At 49.1% G+C, this 18,460-nt stretch carries 17 protein-coding genes; all 17 read left to right on the forward strand.

Annotated elements, in window-relative coordinates; genetic code table 11:
• Positions 1-12: 12 nt before the first annotated feature.
• On the forward strand, positions 13-2,109 hold the full coding sequence (locus AOA63_RS04305) for a penicillin-binding transpeptidase domain-containing protein (protein WP_053958552.1): 2,097 nt from the start codon (positions 13-15) through the stop codon (positions 2,107-2,109).
• A 79-nt stretch (positions 2,110-2,188) separates the two neighbouring features.
• Positions 2,189-3,670: a UDP-N-acetylmuramoyl-L-alanyl-D-glutamate--2,6-diaminopimelate ligase gene (locus AOA63_RS04310; protein WP_053958553.1), complete on the forward strand. Its 1,482-nt coding sequence runs from the start codon at positions 2,189-2,191 to the stop codon at positions 3,668-3,670.
• Positions 3,667-5,037 (forward strand): UDP-N-acetylmuramoyl-tripeptide--D-alanyl-D-alanine ligase, encoded by a 1,371-nt coding sequence (locus tag AOA63_RS04315; protein ID WP_053958554.1) that lies wholly within the window; start codon positions 3,667-3,669, stop codon positions 5,035-5,037. Before AOA63_RS04310 ends, AOA63_RS04315 begins: the two co-directional genes overlap by 4 nt.
• Positions 5,034-5,981 carry a phospho-N-acetylmuramoyl-pentapeptide-transferase gene (gene mraY, locus AOA63_RS04320; protein WP_053958555.1) on the forward strand — a complete coding sequence of 316 codons (948 nt, stop codon included), beginning with the start codon at positions 5,034-5,036 and terminating at the stop codon, positions 5,979-5,981. The genes AOA63_RS04315 and mraY overlap by 4 nt, the downstream gene beginning before the upstream one ends.
• 35 nt (positions 5,982-6,016) lie before the next feature.
• Positions 6,017-7,114: a putative lipid II flippase FtsW gene (ftsW, locus tag AOA63_RS04325; RefSeq protein WP_139061645.1), complete on the forward strand. Its 1,098-nt coding sequence runs from the start codon at positions 6,017-6,019 to the stop codon at positions 7,112-7,114.
• A 67-nt stretch (positions 7,115-7,181) separates the two neighbouring features.
• Positions 7,182-8,282, forward strand: coding sequence for an undecaprenyldiphospho-muramoylpentapeptide beta-N-acetylglucosaminyltransferase (murG, locus tag AOA63_RS04330; RefSeq protein ID WP_053958556.1), 1,101 nt, complete (start codon positions 7,182-7,184; stop codon positions 8,280-8,282).
• A 15-nt stretch (positions 8,283-8,297) separates the two neighbouring features.
• Positions 8,298-9,281 carry a UDP-N-acetylmuramate dehydrogenase gene (gene murB, locus AOA63_RS04335; RefSeq protein WP_053958557.1) on the forward strand — a complete coding sequence of 328 codons (984 nt, stop codon included), beginning with the start codon at positions 8,298-8,300 and terminating at the stop codon, positions 9,279-9,281.
• The gene (murA, locus tag AOA63_RS04340; RefSeq protein ID WP_053958558.1) at positions 9,227-10,483 is read left to right on the forward strand and encodes a UDP-N-acetylglucosamine 1-carboxyvinyltransferase; all 1,257 of its coding nucleotides are present in this window, start codon (positions 9,227-9,229) and stop codon (positions 10,481-10,483) included. The genes murB and murA overlap by 55 nt, the downstream gene beginning before the upstream one ends.
• A gap of 179 nt (positions 10,484-10,662) precedes the next feature.
• Complete coding sequence (gene ftsA, locus AOA63_RS04345; RefSeq protein ID WP_053958559.1) at positions 10,663-11,859, forward strand: cell division protein FtsA; 1,197 nt, start codon at positions 10,663-10,665, stop codon at positions 11,857-11,859.
• 33 nt (positions 11,860-11,892) lie between these two features.
• Positions 11,893-12,960 carry a cell division protein FtsZ gene (gene ftsZ / locus AOA63_RS04350; protein ID WP_053958560.1) on the forward strand — a complete coding sequence of 356 codons (1,068 nt, stop codon included), beginning with the start codon at positions 11,893-11,895 and terminating at the stop codon, positions 12,958-12,960.
• Between the two features lie 203 nt (positions 12,961-13,163).
• Positions 13,164-14,036 (forward strand): sigma-E processing peptidase SpoIIGA, encoded by an 873-nt coding sequence (locus AOA63_RS04355; protein ID WP_053958561.1) that lies wholly within the window; start codon positions 13,164-13,166, stop codon positions 14,034-14,036.
• A complete protein-coding gene (sigE, locus tag AOA63_RS04360) occupies positions 14,033-14,776 on the forward strand; it encodes an RNA polymerase sporulation sigma factor SigE (protein ID WP_139061496.1) in 744 nt (247 codons plus the stop codon). Before AOA63_RS04355 ends, sigE begins: the two co-directional genes overlap by 4 nt.
• A gap of 156 nt (positions 14,777-14,932) precedes the next feature.
• The gene (sigG, locus tag AOA63_RS04365) at positions 14,933-15,706 is read left to right on the forward strand and encodes an RNA polymerase sporulation sigma factor SigG (protein WP_053958562.1); all 774 of its coding nucleotides are present in this window, start codon (positions 14,933-14,935) and stop codon (positions 15,704-15,706) included.
• Complete coding sequence (spoIIR, locus tag AOA63_RS04370) at positions 15,706-16,410, forward strand: stage II sporulation protein R (protein WP_053958563.1); 705 nt, start codon at positions 15,706-15,708, stop codon at positions 16,408-16,410. The genes sigG and spoIIR overlap by 1 nt, the downstream gene beginning before the upstream one ends.
• Positions 16,411-16,475: 65 nt before the next feature.
• The gene (locus tag AOA63_RS04375; RefSeq protein WP_020374587.1) at positions 16,476-16,724 is read left to right on the forward strand and encodes a YlmC/YmxH family sporulation protein; all 249 of its coding nucleotides are present in this window, start codon (positions 16,476-16,478) and stop codon (positions 16,722-16,724) included.
• Between the two features lie 262 nt (positions 16,725-16,986).
• Positions 16,987-17,784: a peptidoglycan editing factor PgeF gene (pgeF, locus tag AOA63_RS04380; RefSeq protein ID WP_053960610.1), complete on the forward strand. Its 798-nt coding sequence runs from the start codon at positions 16,987-16,989 to the stop codon at positions 17,782-17,784.
• Positions 17,769-18,455, forward strand: a complete 687-nt coding sequence (locus AOA63_RS04385) for a YggS family pyridoxal phosphate-dependent enzyme (RefSeq protein ID WP_053958564.1) — start codon at positions 17,769-17,771, stop codon at positions 18,453-18,455. The genes pgeF and AOA63_RS04385 overlap by 16 nt, the downstream gene beginning before the upstream one ends.
• The last annotated feature ends 5 nt before the right edge of the window (positions 18,456-18,460 follow it).

Here is an 18,460-nt window from a genome sequence, read left to right on the forward strand (position 1 = left end):
GAGGCTCATAGTATGACTAATCGGCCGACATTAGTGATTAAACGGCGTACCTTTATTGTCATGGTATTGGTAGGACTGTACGATTTCGTTTTGCTGGGAAGGCTGAGTGATATTCAGGGCGTGGAATCGGCTCATTTGAAGGCATTGGCCGATGGGATCCATTTTCGCGGTGTTCCTTTGGCTCCTTTTCGCGGAAATATTGTTGACCGCCATGGGCGTCTATTAGCGGGCAGTCATCATGCTTATTCGGTTTACGCGATCCCGATTCAGACCCGAAAACACCGAACGGAGGAGGTTATCTTACTTTCCACATTATTGGCGATACCGCAAAAGACGGTCCAAAAACGATTGCAACGCCGGCAAGGTTTTGTATGGATTAAAAGACGGTTATCTCCCCAAGAATTAGCAACCCTGCGCAGCCAGTTGAGTGCATTACCGGGTATCTATCTATTGACGGAAACGGCCCGATATTACCCTCAAGGAGCATTGGCGGGTCCTGTCTTAGGCTTTACGGGAATTGACAATCAAGGACTGTCGGGTATTGAACTAACCTATGACAAGTACTTGACGGGAAAGCCAGGCAGCCTGCAAGAAGAATTTGACGTGACCGGACAAACCGTAAAGTTTGCTCAGACCCGGGTAATTCCTTCGGTGCAAGGAGATACTGTTGAACTCAGTTTAGATGAGAATATTCAATGGATGGCCGAGCGGGCTTGTGAACAGGCGATGATTCATACCCAAGGCAAATCTGTCAGTATCGTCGTCATGCACCCGCGGACAGGAGGAATTCTAGCCATCGCGCAACGACCATCAATCGATCCGAATCACTTTCGGGATTATAATCCTAAACAATACCGCGTATTATCTGTTTCGGATGCGATTCCTCCTGGCTCTATTTTCAAACCCGTCACGCTCGCAGCGGCATTGCAAGAGGGAACAGCCACAGTCCACTCTCATTATTTCTGTCCGGGTTTTAAGAATGTCTTGGGACGCCGAGTCAACTGCTGGAGGCCCCAGGGACACGGCGGTGAAACATTGGCTGATGTGGTGAAGAATTCGTGTAATGTGGGTTTTATGGACCTGGGATTAGGCTTAGGCGTTCAAAAATTTTATGAGTATCTTGACCGCTTTGGATTACGCTCGCGGACTCATATTGACCTACCTGGAGAAGCTCTCGGCATTTTCCCAGCAATGAAGAGAGTCACGGCATTAGATTTAGCCATCATGGCTTTCGGCCAAACACTTACCGTGACACCTATTGGGCTCTTAACCGCTATAGCCGCATTAGCCAATGATGGTGTCCTCTTGACACCCCATGTTGCAAAACGCATTATTAACCAACGTGGCGATATTGTCAAAAGTTTTGATGAAGAAGTGGTTAGGCGTGTGGTTTCCGTTGACGTGGCACGTACAGTGCAACAAATGATGGTCGGCGTGGTATCAGAAGGCACAGGAAAATTGGCCCAAGTGCCCGGATACCGGATTGCGGGTAAAACCGGTACTGCACAAAAAGTTGTGAACGGCCGCACAGAAAAAGGGATTTATATTGCATCATTTATTGGTTTTGGTCCTGTTCCCCATCCGGAAGTGGCTGTGATTGTGAATGTCGATGAACCCGTGGGAGCTTTTTATGGAGGACAAGTGGCTGCGCCTATTTTTGGAAATTTGGTCCGTAATATTTTTAGATATTTAAAGATTCCCGCCACTGAACCCATCAAACCGCCAAAACCAGGGGAACCAGCTATGGTACCGAGTTTGGTAAATTTGGATCCGGAAACGGCCCAACAAGATGCCGCAGCGTTTGGTTTTCCGGTACAATTTGTAGGGCAAGGTGATGTAGTAGTTGACCAATCCATTGAATATGGCGGGTATCGACCGGCAGGAACAGTTCTACAACTGAGATTGGGTCGGTCTCCCCGTATCTATTTAGAGTGGGTTACGGTTCCCCGGTTCACTGGACTGACGATAAGCCAAGCGACTCAATTGGCGTGGGAACTTGGGGTGAATGTCTCGACGCAGGGCAAGGAGCAAGGCCATGTTCACAGGCAATCGATCAAACCAGGAACACAAGTACGAGCTGGAACGACCATTCAGGTCTGGACCGGATAATGTCGCGTACGGGGAGATAAGACGAGTCGGACAGCCAGGACGGTTACGGTTAAAGGTAGGAAAGTAGGAGGCCTCGAGGATGACTTTTAAGGATCTTATCGCAGCGATTCCCGGTGCAACCAGTGTCGGCGACACCAATATTGAATTGACAGGAATCGCCTATGATTCACGGCATGTAGAAGCGGGCAATTTGTTTTGTGCGATTCCAGGATTTCGGACAGACGGTCATTTATTTTGTCAAGAAGCTGCAAACCGCGGGGCCGTGGCATTTTTGGTTGAGCGAGCAGATGCGATTCCGAGCGGCAAGGCCGGGGTCGTTGTGCCTAACGCCCGTCAGGCAATGGCTTTGGTAGCCGACAGGTTTTACGGGAGCCCATCGAGTCGTTTGGCGATGATCGGTGTCACGGGCACCAATGGTAAAACCACCACGACGCATATTATCCGCGCTTTACTCGAGGCAAATGACATTCCCACCGGGTTGACCGGTACATTATATACCTTAATGGGTCAAGACACATATAAAGTGACGCGAACAACGCCAGAATCACCAGATTTGCAAAGCATTTTGCGTCATATGGTTGACCGCGGAATGCGAGCGGCAGTTATGGAGGTTTCTTCACATGCGCTGGTGTTATCGCGAGTGGATGAAGTTCAGTATGATATTGGAGTGTTTACCAATTTAACCCAAGATCATTTGGATTTTCATAAAGATTTAGAATCCTATTTTCAAGCTAAGGCGATCTTGTTCAAACGGTTAGGGCAGACCAAGAAGACTGGACCACGAGCGGCGATTATTAACATTGATGATGAGTACGGACGGCGTTTGATTAATATGTGCTCTGTACCAGTCATTACCTATGGACTGAGTGAAGGAGCGGATGTACGCGGCAGCATGGTTACAGTAGGAAGTCGTGGTGTACAGTTTTTGGCTACGTTCCCAGGAGGCGAGAAACAAGCCGTTGAATTTGATATGACAGGCACTTTTAATGTGTTAAATGCCTTAGCCGCAATGAGTGTTGGTTATATTTATGGCCTGTCACCCAGGCAAATGGCTGAGGCCTTGGCACGCTACCCAGGAGTTCCAGGACGATTCGAACGGATAGACGAAGGGCAACCCTTTACGGTTATTGTGGATTATGCTCATACTCCTGACGGGGTGGAAAATGTTCTCAAGACGGCGAGAGAATTTACTGTAGGAGCCGTGCGTGTGGTATTTGGAGCAGGAGGGGATCGTGACCGGGGGAAGCGAGCTCTCATGGGTGAGGCTGCTGGGCGTTTGGCGGATTGGGTGATGTTAACGGCAGACAATCCGCGGTCAGAGGACCCGATGGATATTATCGCGCAGATTCGGGAAGGATTGGCGCCAACAGGTACACCATTTGAAATTGAACTAGACCGGGAGCGGGCAATTCGCTTGGCGTTACAAAAAGCGCAACCGGGCGACGTGGTTTTTATTTTGGGCAAGGGGCATGAAACTTATCAAATTTATCGTGACGGTACGATTCATTTTGACGATCGCGAAGTTGCACGCCAGGCCTTACGGGAGCTCAAAAAATCATGATGGTCGTGAAAGTTCAGGATATCGTCGATTTCTGTTCCGCTAGAGCCTTGGGAGTCGAATTAGACGATGTGTTAAAGGATGTTACCATTCATAGTCAAGAAGTTCGACCGGGATCCTTATTCGTGGCGCTTCCCGGGAGTCGAACTCATGGACATCAATTTGTCCCGGAGGTTTGGGAAAAAGGCGGCATTGCCATGGTGGAAAAGACTTTTGGACCCATCACAGGTCCTAGTCTTGTGGTCGAATCTCCTCTCATGGCAATGGGGACACTGACGCGGAGTCTCGTGGATGCCCGGCATATAACGGTTGTGGGAATAACCGGCAGTGTGGGGAAAACTAGTGCCAAAGAACTTATTGCGGCAACGTTGCAATCGCGTTTTGTGGTAGGGAAATCCCAGCAAAACTATAATACGGCGATTGGTATTCCTCTGTCCTTTCTGCGCAGTCCCCATTCGATGACCCACTTCGTCGCCGAAATGGGTATGAGGGCGTTAGGAGAAATCGCGCATTTAACAACTATCACACCGCCCGATGTCGCGGTGATTACAAATATTGGTCCAAACCATTTAGAGTCCTTAGGGAGTATCAAAAACATTCAGCGGGCCAAAGGAGAAATTCTGCAGGGTCTGAAACCCCAAGGTACAGCAGTGCTTAATGCGGATGATCCATTGGTGCGTGAGTTAGGGGAACATCTATCCGGTCATCCGGTTTTGTGGTTTGGCCACAAATCGGGGGATGTTCTCATTGACCATGTTCACATGCTGGATACGGCGACGGAAGTCACATTGAAATATCAAGGCGATGTCATGACAATTCGTATTCCCTGGTTAGGGGAACAACATGGATCCAATGTTGCGGCTGCATTTTTGGTAGGCACGGCATTAGGACTCCATCCTGACGAAATTCGGAGCGGCCTTGAACAGGTTGATCCGGGAACGAGCCGATTGCAGCGGAAGTCCCTAGGCTCCCTAATGATTTTGGCTGATTATTATAATGCCAGTCCGCTATCAATGACTATGAGTCTTCAGGTCTTAGCAGCAAATAAGGCTATGGGTCGACGCATTGCCGTCCTGGGCGATATGTTGGAGTTGGGGACGCAAGAAGAATCCGGACATTGGCAAGTGGGAACTGCAGCAAGCCGCCGCGCCGATATAATTCTCGCTGTCGGACCTAGAGCGCAAATTATCGCGAAAGCTGCTAATGTAGAAAAACCGGGAATCGCAATATGGGTCGCTAATTTGGATGAAGCTTATGGATGGCTTGAAAATCATCTGCGCGCGGGCGACGTTGTTTTGCTGAAAGCCTCGCATGGTATGAATTTTGATGAACTGTACCAAAGGCTGAAAGATTGGGGGGGGCCATCTTGAACGTCGTTTATGCTGGTCTCCTTGGATTTGTTGTCGCCTTTGGACTCGGACCCATTGTCATTCCAGTTTTGCATCGGCTCAAATTTGGCCAGATGGTTCGAGATGTCGGTCCCCAATCGCATCTAAAAAAACAGGGAACCCCGACCATGGGGGGGTTATTATTTCTTTTACCTTTACCGTTGGCTGTCTTGTTATTTGCCGACAATAATCTCGAAGCATGGGCATTAGTGACGTTAATTTGGTCCTACGGCATGATTGGTTTAGCCGATGATTTGTTGAAAGTGGTATTTAAACGACCGTTGGGACTTAAAGCGCGCGAAAAGTTGCTGTTTCAAATACTCTTTGCGGTAGCTTTTACGTGGTTAGCGGCACAACGTTTCCATGCGGATGGCCCCTATGTGTTACCGTTTCATTGGGGGACTGTGGCACTGCCTTGGATCTTTGGGCCATTGTCCGTTCTGGCCATTTTAGGGAGTGGTAATGCGGTTAATCTCACGGACGGTCTCGATGGACTAGCAGCCGGGGCTGTCACCTTGACGATGGCGTTCTTTGCGTTTTGGGGTGTTGTCCACCATCAAATGGCTCTAGCCGTGGTGTCAACCGCTCTTATTGGGTCTCTTATTGGCTTTTTGCGCTACAATATCCATCCAGCCCGTGTATTCATGGGAGACACGGGATCATTAGCTCTTGGGGCTGCATTGGCGGGGTCTGCTATTGTCTCGCGAACAACCCTGATTTTACCGATCATAGGCTTATTGTTTGTCCTCGAAACACTCTCCGTGATTATTCAGGTCTTAAGCTTCCGGCTAACTGGCAAACGCGTTTTTCGCATGAGTCCATTGCACCACCATTTTGAATTGGGGGGATGGCCGGAAGAACGTGTTGTGGCGGTGTTTTGGCTAATTGCCGCCATAGGGGCTTGGTTGGCATGGTGGTGGATGTAACGTCCTCGGTGAAGGCGGATGAAGGGGGAATCATGATGAATACAGAAAGACGACGCATCGATTATCTGTTGTTGGCCGCTGTTTCCGCCCTGTTGGCTTTGGGAACGGTAGTCGTCTTTTCTGCGAGCGCCTCGACATCATTTAAGCAATTTGGAAATCCTTATTACTATGTGGAACATCAATTGATGTGGGCAGTTATCGGTATTCTGGCCATGATCGTTACGAGCCGGATAGATTATTGGCGCTATACCAAATTAATCTTTCCAGGATTTGTTCTATCTGTGCTGCTATTAATCGCGGTGCTAATTCCTCACGTAGGTATCGACATAAATGGGGCTCGTCGGTGGCTCGGGGTAGGATCACTGCAGATTCAGCCTTCGGAATTAGCCAAGTTAACCATGGTATTTTTGTTTGCTCGGTTATTTAGCTTGCACCGGGAGCAATTGGGTGATTTTTGGAGAGGCGTAATGCCCCATATTTTATTAGCGTCGATTGTGTTTGTGTTAGTGCTAGCAGAACCGGACTTGGGCACCACGGTAGCTATTGCTGGCACATTTTTCGTGATGTTGTTCGTCAGCGGCGTTAAGAAACGGCACTTATTTGAATTAGCAGGTGCTGCAATTCCTGTTCTGGCCTGGGCGATGATTGCTGAACCCTACCGGCGCCAACGCTTATTGGCGTTTCTTGACCCGTGGAAGCATCCATTAGGCGAGGGTTTTCACACCATTCAAGCCCTGTTAGCACTCGGTTCCGGAGGCGTTTTAGGAGTCGGATTAGGCTATTCTCGCCAGGCACTGGGTTATTTGCCCGAAGCTTTTACCGATTTTATTTTCGCCATATTGGGTGAGGAACTGGGACTCATGGGAACGATTACCGTGGTCTTATTATTCCTTTTGGTTGCTTGGAGAGGTTACCGAATTGCCATGAGAGCTCCTGACATGTTTTCAAGTCTGGTGGCAACCGGTTTGACGACGATGATTGCGATCCAAGCCGCAATAAATATGGGTGTAGTGACAGCAACTCTTCCTGTTACCGGTATTACCTTACCCTTTATTAGTTATGGCGGGTCCTCTCTTGTTCTGAGTATGGCTGGAGTCGGAGTTCTTCTAAATATTAGTAAGCACGCAATGTAAGGGAAAGCATAATCTGAAAGTGGTCTCATCTTTTGGCCGAGATACCGGTGAAGGAGCGATTTTGTTCATGCGTTTGATAATTGCAGGAGGGGGTAGTGGCGGACATATTTATCCGGCGATAGCCATTGTTAAGTCGGTCAGGGATTTGGTGGGGACCTTAGATGTTCTTTACATTGGAACCAATCACGGCCTAGAACACGATCTTGTTCCCCGCCAGAATATTCCTTTTGCCACCATTCATGCCAAAGGACTGCTCGTCAAAGGGTTAAATGGGAAGATGCGGGGAATGTGGGCGGCTCTACGAGGATTGTTTGAAGCGATGGGGCATATTCGACGGTTTAAGCCTGATGTAGTGGTCGGCACGGGAGGATATGTTTCAGGACCGGTGGGATTAGCTGCGGTGTTGCTGGGGGTGCCCTTGGTCCTGCAGGAGCAAAATGTGTGGCCCGGGTTTACCAACCGGACATTGGGTCCTCGGGCTAAACGGGTGATTGTGCCTTTTGAAGAAGCCAAAAAATATTTTCGGGCCGGCACCTCTTTTGCTGTGATTCCCAACCCTGTGGTCATCACCGTCGAACAAGATCGTGCGGCTCTACGCCAAGAGATGGATATTGCTGCTGACCAGGTAGTGATCTTGGCTACGGGTGGTAGTCAAGGTGCCGAGGCTATCAACCGTTTTTGGTTGCAATTTTTGCCACGTTTCGAGGACCATCCCGAATGGGTTTTATTATGGGCAACCGGTCGTCGGTATTATACGGGAATCATGGAGCAATTGAAGCAAATCCCAAGTTGGAACCCAAAACAAGTTCGGGTCTTCGAATACTTTTATGAGATTCAAAAGTTTTATCGCATTAGCGATGTTTTTTTGGGACGGGCAGGGGCAATGACGATAGCCGACTGCATAGCGTTTGGGCTTCCGTCGATTTTGGTACCGTCCCCGCATGTCAGTGAAGATCATCAAACAAAAAACGCGCAAGTGATTGCGAACCGTCAAGCCGGGATTTTGATACCTGAGCCGGATTTGCTGAAACGTGGCGAAACGGAACTAATTGCCATCCTCAAAGATAGGGATCGACGTGGTAAAATGGCGTCGGCTGCTTTGGCGATTTATGACCCATTGGCGTCTGAAAAGATCGCACGGACGATTCTCGAAGCCTACGAACATTAGCAGGAGGGGTGTGCATTGAACGCGTCAGAGATTATTAGTGAATTGCGTCACTGGGATATTGGTCCGGTACTAGAAAATGAACCATTATCTCGGCACACCTCCTTTCGCATTGGCGGCCCAGCATCCGTTTATGTTCAACCGAATTCGCAAGAGCATTTGATTCAGCTATTGAACTGGGTTGACCAGCATCAAATTCCTTTTTTTGTATTAGGTCAAGGAACCAATGTAATAGTGTCGGACCTTGGATTAGATGCTGTCGTCATTTCGACCTCAAGAGCGTTACGCCACATCGTGGTTGAACCGGAACGCATCGTGGCCGGGGCAGGAGTCTTACTAACCAAATTGGCCCATAAAGCGCATCAAGCGGCGCTTCAGGGACTAGAGTTTGCGGTGAGTATTCCTGGAACTTTGGGTGGTGCTTTGGTGATGAATGCCGGAGCTCACGGATCCGAAATGCGTAACATTGTGGAGCAAATACGGGTGTGGGAACCGGGATATGGCATCAAGACATTAAGTGCCACAGACGCGGGATTTGAGTACCGCCGGAGTCAATTTATGGTGCGTCATTGGATTGCTTTGGAAGCGAGCATGACGCTTAAGCCTGGCGATATGCATGCCATTTTAGACAACATGCGTCATTTTATGGATTACCGAAAACGAACCCAGCCTGTCGGAGATGCCAACGCTGGTAGTGTGTTTAAAAATCCTCATCCCGATTATGCTGGTCGGTTGATTGAGAGCATTGGCGCTAAAGGTTGGCATGTAGGGGATGCAGTGGTATCTCCAGTGCATGCGAACTTTATTGTCAATCGGGGCAAGGCCAAAGCTCGGGATGTCTTAACGCTGATGCGACGGATTCGCTGTCATGTGTTCCAGCGCTATCATATTGTGTTGCGGCCCGAAGTGCGCTGGATCGGGCCCGGAGAGGGAGGAACCGAGGGAACATGGGAGAATTTGTGGTACGGGGAAGGCGGCGGCTTACAGGGACCGTGCGAGTAAACGGCGCCAAAAACGCTGCCTTGCCGATCATGGCAGCAACGGTTCTTGCTAGTCGTCCCGTTTTATTGCATGATGTGCCGGACTTGCGCGATATTCGTGTTATGAGCCAAGTGCTTCAGGCCTTAGGAGCCGAAGTGGAACGACAGGGTTCCGATATCTTTGTGGACCCAAGAACTATTAATAACTATGTGGTTCCGGCGGAATTAATGCAAGAAATGCGCGCTTCAATTTTTTTATTGGGACCGTTATTAGCACGTCTAGGGGCAGCAGAAGCTACACAACCCGGGGGCTGTGCCATTGGACAACGTCCCATTGATTTGCATTTATACGCCTTAGGACAATTGGGGGCCCGAATTTGCGATGAAGACGGCCGTACTGTCTTGCGCGCTGAGCGGCTTCGTGGAAATGAAGTACATTTTCCATTTCCCAGTGTGGGAGCCACAGAAAATGTTCTGATGGCTGCTGCAATGGCAGAGGGCGAAACGCGGATTCGTAATGCCGCTATGGAACCCGAGATTGTGGATTTGGCGCAATTTCTCGAAAAATTGGGAGCAACTGTTCGCGGAGCCGGTACCCCAGATATCCGGGTTACCGGGAATCCTCACCTGGGTACAACCGAACACACCATTATTGGAGACCGGATTGAGGCGGCGACATTTATTTTAGCTGTGGCCGCTACGGGCGGAGATATTGTGGTGCAAAACTGCATGGTTGATCATTTACCCGGGTTGTGGACACGACTGAAAGAACTGGGTGTCATAATTGAGGAGCTGGATGCGGAAACAGTCCGTGTTGTCAGTGAAGGCGTTTTTAAGCCCTGCCCAGTGTCCATTGCTACGGCACCTTATCCCGGATTTGCGACGGATTTGCAGCCCCAATTTATGAGCTTTCTCTTGCAAGTTCCAGGGGTTCATTTAATCACCGAACGCGTGTTCGAAAATCGTTTAGGCCATACGATCGAATTACGAAGGCTTGGAGCGCAAATTGTCGCAGATCAGCGGGTAGCTCTCATTTATGGCGGTCATCCATTACATGGGACCGTGGTTACGGCCCCTGATCTCCGAGCAGGGGCCGCGTTGGTCAATGCGGCTTTAATTGCAGAAGGGGAAACGGTGATTCGTGGACGCGAAGTGATAGAACGTGGATACGAAAATCTGGATTATCGTCTGCGTTCTTTAGGCGCAGACATTGTCGCCAGATAGCCGCATATGCCTGTCAATGGTGTTTTGGGCCGTAATGGACTAGTATGGCGCGATTTTTCCAGCAAGTGGGTAGACCAGACAAAATTCTATCATTCTGTTCATTGAATGCAGGAATATTGGCTTAGCAGCGAGAAAAGGTAGAGGGGAGTATTGTCGATAAAGTCAGCCGGAGGTGTGATGTGCCTAAACGCCAACTAATGCTTGCTCTCGACGTTGGAACCACCAAAGTGTCCGCATTGGTTGCGGAGGCTAAAACGGATGGAGAATTAGCGGTTCTAGGAATCGCAGCTACGCCTGTTGTGGGGATGCGTCGGGGATTAGTTTTTGAGGTCGAACGGGTTGCTCTCGCCATCCGGGATGCGGCAAATCGGGCCAATAGTATGGCGGGAACCGAATTGACGCAGGCTGCAGTTGCCATTAATGGAGAACATTTGGCTTTGACACCGGGACAGGGCAAAATCGCGCTGAAGACCGGGGTGATTCGTGAGGAAGATTTGCAACATGTTATGACAAAGGCGTCCCATGTCAGTCTGGGGAATGACCGGGAAGTCATTCGCGTGATTCGTCGAGGAATCGCCGTTGACGGATTTCGCGGTGTGGTAGATCCTGTTGGTATGGTAGCCCACACCATGGAAGCGGATGTATTTGTTGTCTCGGGGTTAAATACGGTAATCCGCAATTTGCGCCATGTTGTGAACATGGCAGGACTAAACGTCTTAAGTTTTGTTCCGGCTCCTGAAGCATCAGCTAATGCGGTGTTGTCGGATGATGAAAAACAAGTGGGCGTTGTGCATCTCGATGTGGGCGGTGGAACAACCGGTGTTTCGGTCTATCGTGGTGGTCATTTGCAATATCTCGGTGTCGTGCCTTTAGGCGGTGAATCCATTACATCAGATTTGTCCGTGGGCTTGGGCGTGGTGGCCACCCAAGCCGAACGACTCAAATTGGAACATGCAGCAGTAGGCTCGGAGCGCGAAGGAACTTTAGAAGTACGGGCGGTAAGTGGCCAAGCTGTGAAACTCATTCCAATTAAGGAGCTCCAAGAGATTGTTGCGGCTCGAATCGATGAATGGACAGATTATGTTGAAAAGCAACTTCAAAAAATTGAATGGACAAAGGGACCTGCAGCGGGTGTTATCATGACTGGTGGCGGAGCACTTCTCAAAGGATTAGATTCGCATTTAGCAACACGGTGGGGCTGGCCCGTTCGTATTGGCAGTCCATACGGATTAGGTGGATTATCAGATCTTTCCAAGAGCCCCGGTTACGCAACAGTGGTTGGGGTTGCGAAGGCCATGATGCGTGACGGGGTGGCACCGGAACCGGAAACCTTGTGGCGCCGTCTTATGCAATTTTGGGTAAATTTGTGGGGATAAACTTAGCGGATTCGGAGATGGGGAGGATTTTGCATGCTGGAATTTGATCAATCGGCTGAGAATTTTGCCGTCATAAAGGTGGTTGGCGTTGGCGGGGGTGGTACCAATGCTGTCAACCGGATGATCCAAGCAGGATTAAAAGGTGTTGAATTCATCGCGATTAACACGGATGCTCAAGCTTTAGCATTGTCCATGGCGCCCACCCGGTTGCAAGTGGGGACCAAATTAACCAAAGGATTGGGAGCGGGAGCCAATCCCGATATTGGAGCGAAAGCTGCTGAAGAAAGTCGTGAACAAATAGCCGATGCCTTAAAAGGCGCTGACATGGTTTTCATTACTGCAGGAATGGGGGGTGGGACTGGCACTGGGGCTGCCCCGGTAGTGGCGGAGGTTGCAAAAGAAGTGGGGGCGCTGGCCGTTGGAGTCGTGACCAAACCCTTTACCTTTGAAGGACGGCGCCGACAAACATTTGCCGAAAAAGGTGCCGCAACCTTAAAGGCCAAAGTGGACACCCTCATTACCATTCCCAATGACCGTTTACTACAAGTTGTTGAAAAACGCACCTCGATTATGGAAGCATTTCGGATTGCCGACGATGTTTTGCGACAAGGTGTTCAGGGAATTTCCGATTTAATTGCCGTACCGGGACTCATCAACCTCGATTTTGCGGACGTGAAAACGATTATGTCTGAAATGGGTTCGGCATTAATGGGTGTGGGTGTAAGCCAAGGCGAAAATCGTGCGGCCGCAGCGGCTAAGGCGGCCATATCTAGCCCATTACTGGAAACGAGCATTGACGGGGCAAGAGGGGTCTTACTCAATATTACCGGTGGTAATGACCTCGCATTATTTGAAGTCAATGAAGCAGCAGAAATTGTGATTCAGGCTGCTGATCCGGAAGCTAACATTATTTTTGGAGCGGTAATTGACGAAACTTTGAAAGACGAGGTGCGCGTCACCGTCATTGCTACAGGATTTTCCGGAGACCGAATTCTAAGTCGGCCTGAGCAAGAAATTCGCGAACGCGAAGAAGTAGAGATTAAACCTTTTGCGAATAATGATGATTTGGATATTCCCGCATTTTTGCGCCGAAGAAATTAGTATCGTCTTGAGTCTTATAGAACATCAGGGCCGTCCGATGCAAGGACGGCCCTTTTTTGTCGTCAAGTTTTCATGAGCACTTCGGCAAACTGACAGTCTTTGCAATCTGTTGTCCTTAAAATACTTCACGTCAGACATACCTCAGATATGTTACGCATATGCATCGAGTAGGGTTAATCAATACGCCAAAAGGGGATGAGCCTATGATTAATGCAGTAGGCACACTCGCGATGAGCTACATTATGGACTGGTCGCTGTTACGCGTGACCATTGTGCTGCTTGATCGACGAATCCGCCTTTGGCGTTTGGTGTTAGGTTCCGTGGTGGGAACCTTGCCGACCTTGTGGGTTTTGCTGACACAAAATCTCTATGCCGTACCCTGGGAAATGATGATGATATGGCCTGCTTTGGTTGTTATCGTGGCCGTGGAAAAATTGCCGTGGCGTTTGTGGATTAAGGCTTATGTCATTTTTATAGCGATGACGATTCTCGCAGGTGGTATTGCCCTAGTGGTTTTAACCTGGATTCCTCACAATTGGCTTCCCTCGTGGCTACTCGTTGGACTGACGGTTCCCGTTGTTCTGTGGCTTATTGGTCGCTTTGTTCCGCATCAGCGGATTCGGCAGTATCTAGGTGAATCTCAACATGGTGAGGTGCGTCTCGTCCTCGCAGAAAAGATGCTCACGGTCCGGTGCTTGTGGGATTCCGGGAATCGGATGCGTGATCCGGTCTTGCGCCGACCAGTCATTGTCCTGGAAGTCAACCAAGCCATCGAATGGTTGCCGGAGAATGTGTTGGCATGGGTCTCATCGTTTTTGGCGGGAAAGCATGACCCGGTTCCGGAAGACTGGCGAGGACGGTTAGGCACTGTTCGGTATCAATCCATCGGGGGCCAAGGCATTTTGCCTGTCGTTGCTCTGGATCGTGCGCAAGGGCGATTTCAGGGAAGATGGTTTCCTTTAGTCCCGGTTACGTTAGCTCTGACGAATGTCAACGTGTCTGCCGACCGTTCTTATTTCGCTCTTGTTTCTCCCGATTGCATTGTGACATTAAATCAAGAAGGGGTGGGTGCATGATTGCAGAATGGCAATCGCCGCATGGCGCGACGTGGATTCATCGGATTCGGCAATTTTTATCCGCGATTCTCGGCTGGGACCAATCCGCCACCGAGATTCATTATGTTGGCTCCAGTGAAGCACTGCCCCCGCCCCTTACCGGGGATGAAGAAGCCAATCTTCTCTCTTTATTGGGCAGCGGCGAAGATAGCGTGCGCTCCGTGTTAATTGAACGCAATTTACGACTTGTCGTCTATATTGCCCGCAAGTTTGAGAACACGGGTATTGGGATTGAGGATTTAGTCTCTATTGGGGCAATCGGACTCATCAAAGCGGTGAATACCTTTAATGTGGACAAAAAAATCAAACTCGCTACCTACGCGTCAAAATGCATCGAGAATGAAATCTTGATGTATCTACGGCGAAATTCGCGTACTCGTTCCGAAGTGTCTTTTGATGAACCGCTCAATGTCGATTGGGATGGTAATGAATTGCTGCTGTCTGATGTGTTGGGTACAGAAAATGATATTATTTACAAGCGGTTAGAAGATGAAGTGGACCGCACCATGCTTAAAAAAGCTTTAAGCAAACTCAATGCCCGCGAACGACGCATTATGGAATTGCGTTTTGGACTGGTTGATGGTGTGGAACGGACCCAAAAAGAAGTGGCTGATTCATTAGGTATTAGCCAATCCTATATTTCTCGTTTAGAAAAGCGCATCATTAAACGCCTGCGTAAGGAATTTCACCGGATGGAATAGACTATCATCATATTCACCTCAACGGATAAACTCATTCAGCTCTGGAAGCCAATTTTTGGCAAATTCCAGAGCTTTTTGTATATCCTCCTCCTCCTTTGGTGATACTTCTCAATGAAGTTAGTTGCTGATACAACTCCGGGGAGGAATAAAGGGGATATGCCATTAAACAAAGTCGAAATCCCTGGTGTCAATACGGCCAAGTTGCCCGTTTTGGGCAATGCAAAAATGCGGGAGTTGTTTCAGGCCATGCAATCAGGCGATGAGACCGCACGGGATGAATTAATTAATGGGAATCTTCGCTTAGTGCTGTCGGTCATCCAGCGTTTTCAAAATCGGGGAGAACATAGCGATGACTTGTTTCAAGTCGGATGTATCGGGCTGATGAAAGCCATTGATAATTTTGATCTCAGCCAAAATGTTAAATTTTCAACCTATGCGGTGCCTATGATTATTGGCGAGATTCGGCGATATTTGCGGGATAACAACCCGATTCGCGTCAGCCGTTCCTTGCGGGATATTGCTTATAAAGCCCTTCAGGTCCGTGATGGTTTAGTGCACCGCTATTCCAAAGAACCGACGATTAGTGAAATCGCTGATGAACTCAGTGTTCCGCGCGAAGAAGTGTTATACGCACTAGATGCGATTCAAGAACCGGTTTCATTATTCGAGCCCATTTATCACGATGGGGGCGATCCAATCTTCGTAATGGATCAAATCAGCGATGAGAAGAATCACGATCGCAACTGGTTAGAAAGTTTGGCTATTCGCGAAGCCATGAGGCGCCTCACGGACCGGGAAAAACTCATACTCACCATGCGATTTTTTGATGGGAAAACGCAAATGGAAGTCGCTGATGAGATAGGCATTAGTCAAGCCCAAGTGTCCCGATTAGAAAAAGCAGCGCTAAATCATATGAGGAAGTATATCTAATGTGGATTAAGCAGATTCTCCTCAGCTTGTTTGCGATGAGTTTATTTTGGTCTATGGCTCCTCAACCAGGTCAGGCTCCGTTAACGCCGAACCGCTCGGTCAAAGTCTCGCAAACCATTATTTCTCCGCCCCCGGTTATCAGGTTTCGGGTGATTGCAAATTCGGATAATCCGGTAGATCAAGCGGTCAAACTCGATGTCCGGGATCATGTTTTGGCGGTTTTAGATCCGCTACTTCGTCACGCGAAGACCCGACAACAAGCAGCGTCTATTCTGGCCTCCCATATCGCGACCATTACCCGCGTTGCCAACGATGTTTTGCGGGTTAACCAGGTAACTTATCAAGCTCATGTATCACTGACGACGACAGAGTTCCCTACCAAGGCCTATGGGAGCTGGGTGTTACCGGCTGGAAAGTATCAAGCGCTGCTGGTTGTTCTGGGAAAAGGACAGGGTCACAATTGGTGGTGTGTCTTGTTTCCCTCTCTGTGTTTTATTGATATGAGCAATGCCGTAGCGATTCCTGTGTCTCCCTCGCAAGGTCAAGCGGGGATTGAAGAGCCGGCATCATCGCCAACGGTTCCTGAAAGCGTACCAGCCCTGCCAGTGCGGATTCCTCATCCCGTTCCCGCTTCCCCACACGGTCATATACGCGTGAGCTGGTCTTTGCCGGGCTTTGTCAATCATCTCCTCGGTTGGATTTAATAGGCACCGTGAATTTTCGTCTAGGTGGATAGGTCGGTTCATATGGTATAGCGGGGGGATGCCATATGGTGAAAACCTCCGAGTTGCGGACCAAAGACGTCATCAATATAACAGACGGGCGCCGTTTAGGCTTTGTCGGTGACTTGGAACTGGACCTTGAGCGCGGACATATCAAGGCCGTAATCATATTAGGCTCCAGTCACTTGTTAGGATTGTTTGGACGTGAACGGGACACCGTGATTTCGTGGGAGCAAATCCGAAAAATTGGTCACGACGTCATCTTGGTGGAAATGGCTCCATCCCCAGAAGGATAAGATCATGGTGGTACGGATGGGTTTCGCCACTCCATGAATTGTGGTTTCTGTTCCTCACTAATTCACACCTGTCGCCTCGTCATGAGAATGGAGAACGTCCCGATCCATTCTCAGGAGGCGATTTTAACATGTCCGGAACATTGAACAGTCTGAGGGCCTAGGTATGTTAGAATAAATGGGTCATATCCAAGGCGGCAATGGGACGCCATTCATGCCGTCTTATCTTGCAGCAACTTGACATTTGGGAAGAGAGGACCATGTTATGACCCGTTGGATACGCCATAAATCCCGTTATCTAAGTTGGCAGGTTAGTGAGGGGGTTATGGCGATTTTTACAATACGGCAAGGAGGCGTATCATTGTCTCCATATGATACGTTGAACATATCGTTCAATGTGGGGGACTTGCCCTCAGCGGTGATGGAGAATAGACGCAGGGTTTTGGCAGATATCGGTCATGAATTGTCACAGCTTGTCATGGCCGAGCAAGTGCATCATAACCGAGTAGCATGGGCAACATCCCATGAAGCTGGTGCCGGTTCCATAGCATCAACAACAGCTCTTCCGGGATTAGACGGCCTATTAACTCATAGTGATAATTTGGTCCTGGGGATGGGATTTGCGGATTGTGTACCCATTTTCATTGCGGCTCCGCAGCATCATGCGGTGGGACTTCTCCACGCGGGATGGCGAGGAACAGTACGTGGGGTCCAACGTCAGGCCATTGGGCTTCTCAAGGACGATGGAATCGATCTCAGTCAAATCTACATTGGTATTGGTCCCTCCATTGGCCCATGTTGTTATGAAGTGGATGAACGCGTAGCCACGGAATTTCGCGCCCAAATGGGAGAAGATGCGCCGCTCGTGGCGACACGTGCGGGCCATTATTTGCTTGATTTATGGGAAGCCAATCGGCAGCAGTTAATGCAATTAGGAATTCCCGATGCCAATATTGACATTTCCGGATGGTGTACCGCTTGTCATGGGGACCAATTTTTTTCCTACCGACGTGATCATGGTCGCACGGGACGGATGGGAGGATTTATATGTATGAGCAAATAACGGAAAATGTAGAACGGATTCTCGAAATGATTCGCCGGATACGACCCGACGACACCGTTAAGCTTATGGCTGTAACCAAAACCCGTAGCCGTGATGAAGCCTTGATGGCCTTACAAGCCGGGGCCCATTTATTGGGAGAAAATAAAGTGCAAGAAGCCCTCAATAAATTCCCAGAGAAACCTCCCGCTCCTCTGCATATGATTGGACATCTTCAGACGAACAAGGTAAAATATGCCATAGATCTTTTTGACGCCATTGATAGTATTGATAGTGAACGCATCGCGGACGCGTTAAACCGCCGTCTGAAAACGTCAATGCCGGTGATGCTTGAAATTAATGCCGGCAAGGAACCCAGCAAAACTGGTATGTTTTTCGAGGAAGTTCTACCTTTTTTAGCCAAGGCTGAACAGTGGAAGAATTTGCGTTTCATAGGCATGATGGCACTTTTTCCGGCAGCAGCAGACAAAAGTTCTAACGAAAAGAAAAAAATTCGTGATCTTATGAAGGAAACTGGCGAATTATGGCGAATTGCTCAACAAGAGGGATTTCCTTGGGCACCTCTTACCGAACTATCGATGGGCATGTCTGAGGATTATGAATGGGCCTTAGAGGCGGGAACGACAATGATTCGGCTCGGGACCGCAATTTTCGGCCCAAGGCCAAAAACCTAAGTGAT

This window comes from Sulfobacillus thermosulfidooxidans (assembly GCF_001280565.1).
GTDB classification, from domain to species: domain Bacteria; phylum Bacillota; class Sulfobacillia; order Sulfobacillales; family Sulfobacillaceae; genus Sulfobacillus; species Sulfobacillus thermosulfidooxidans_A.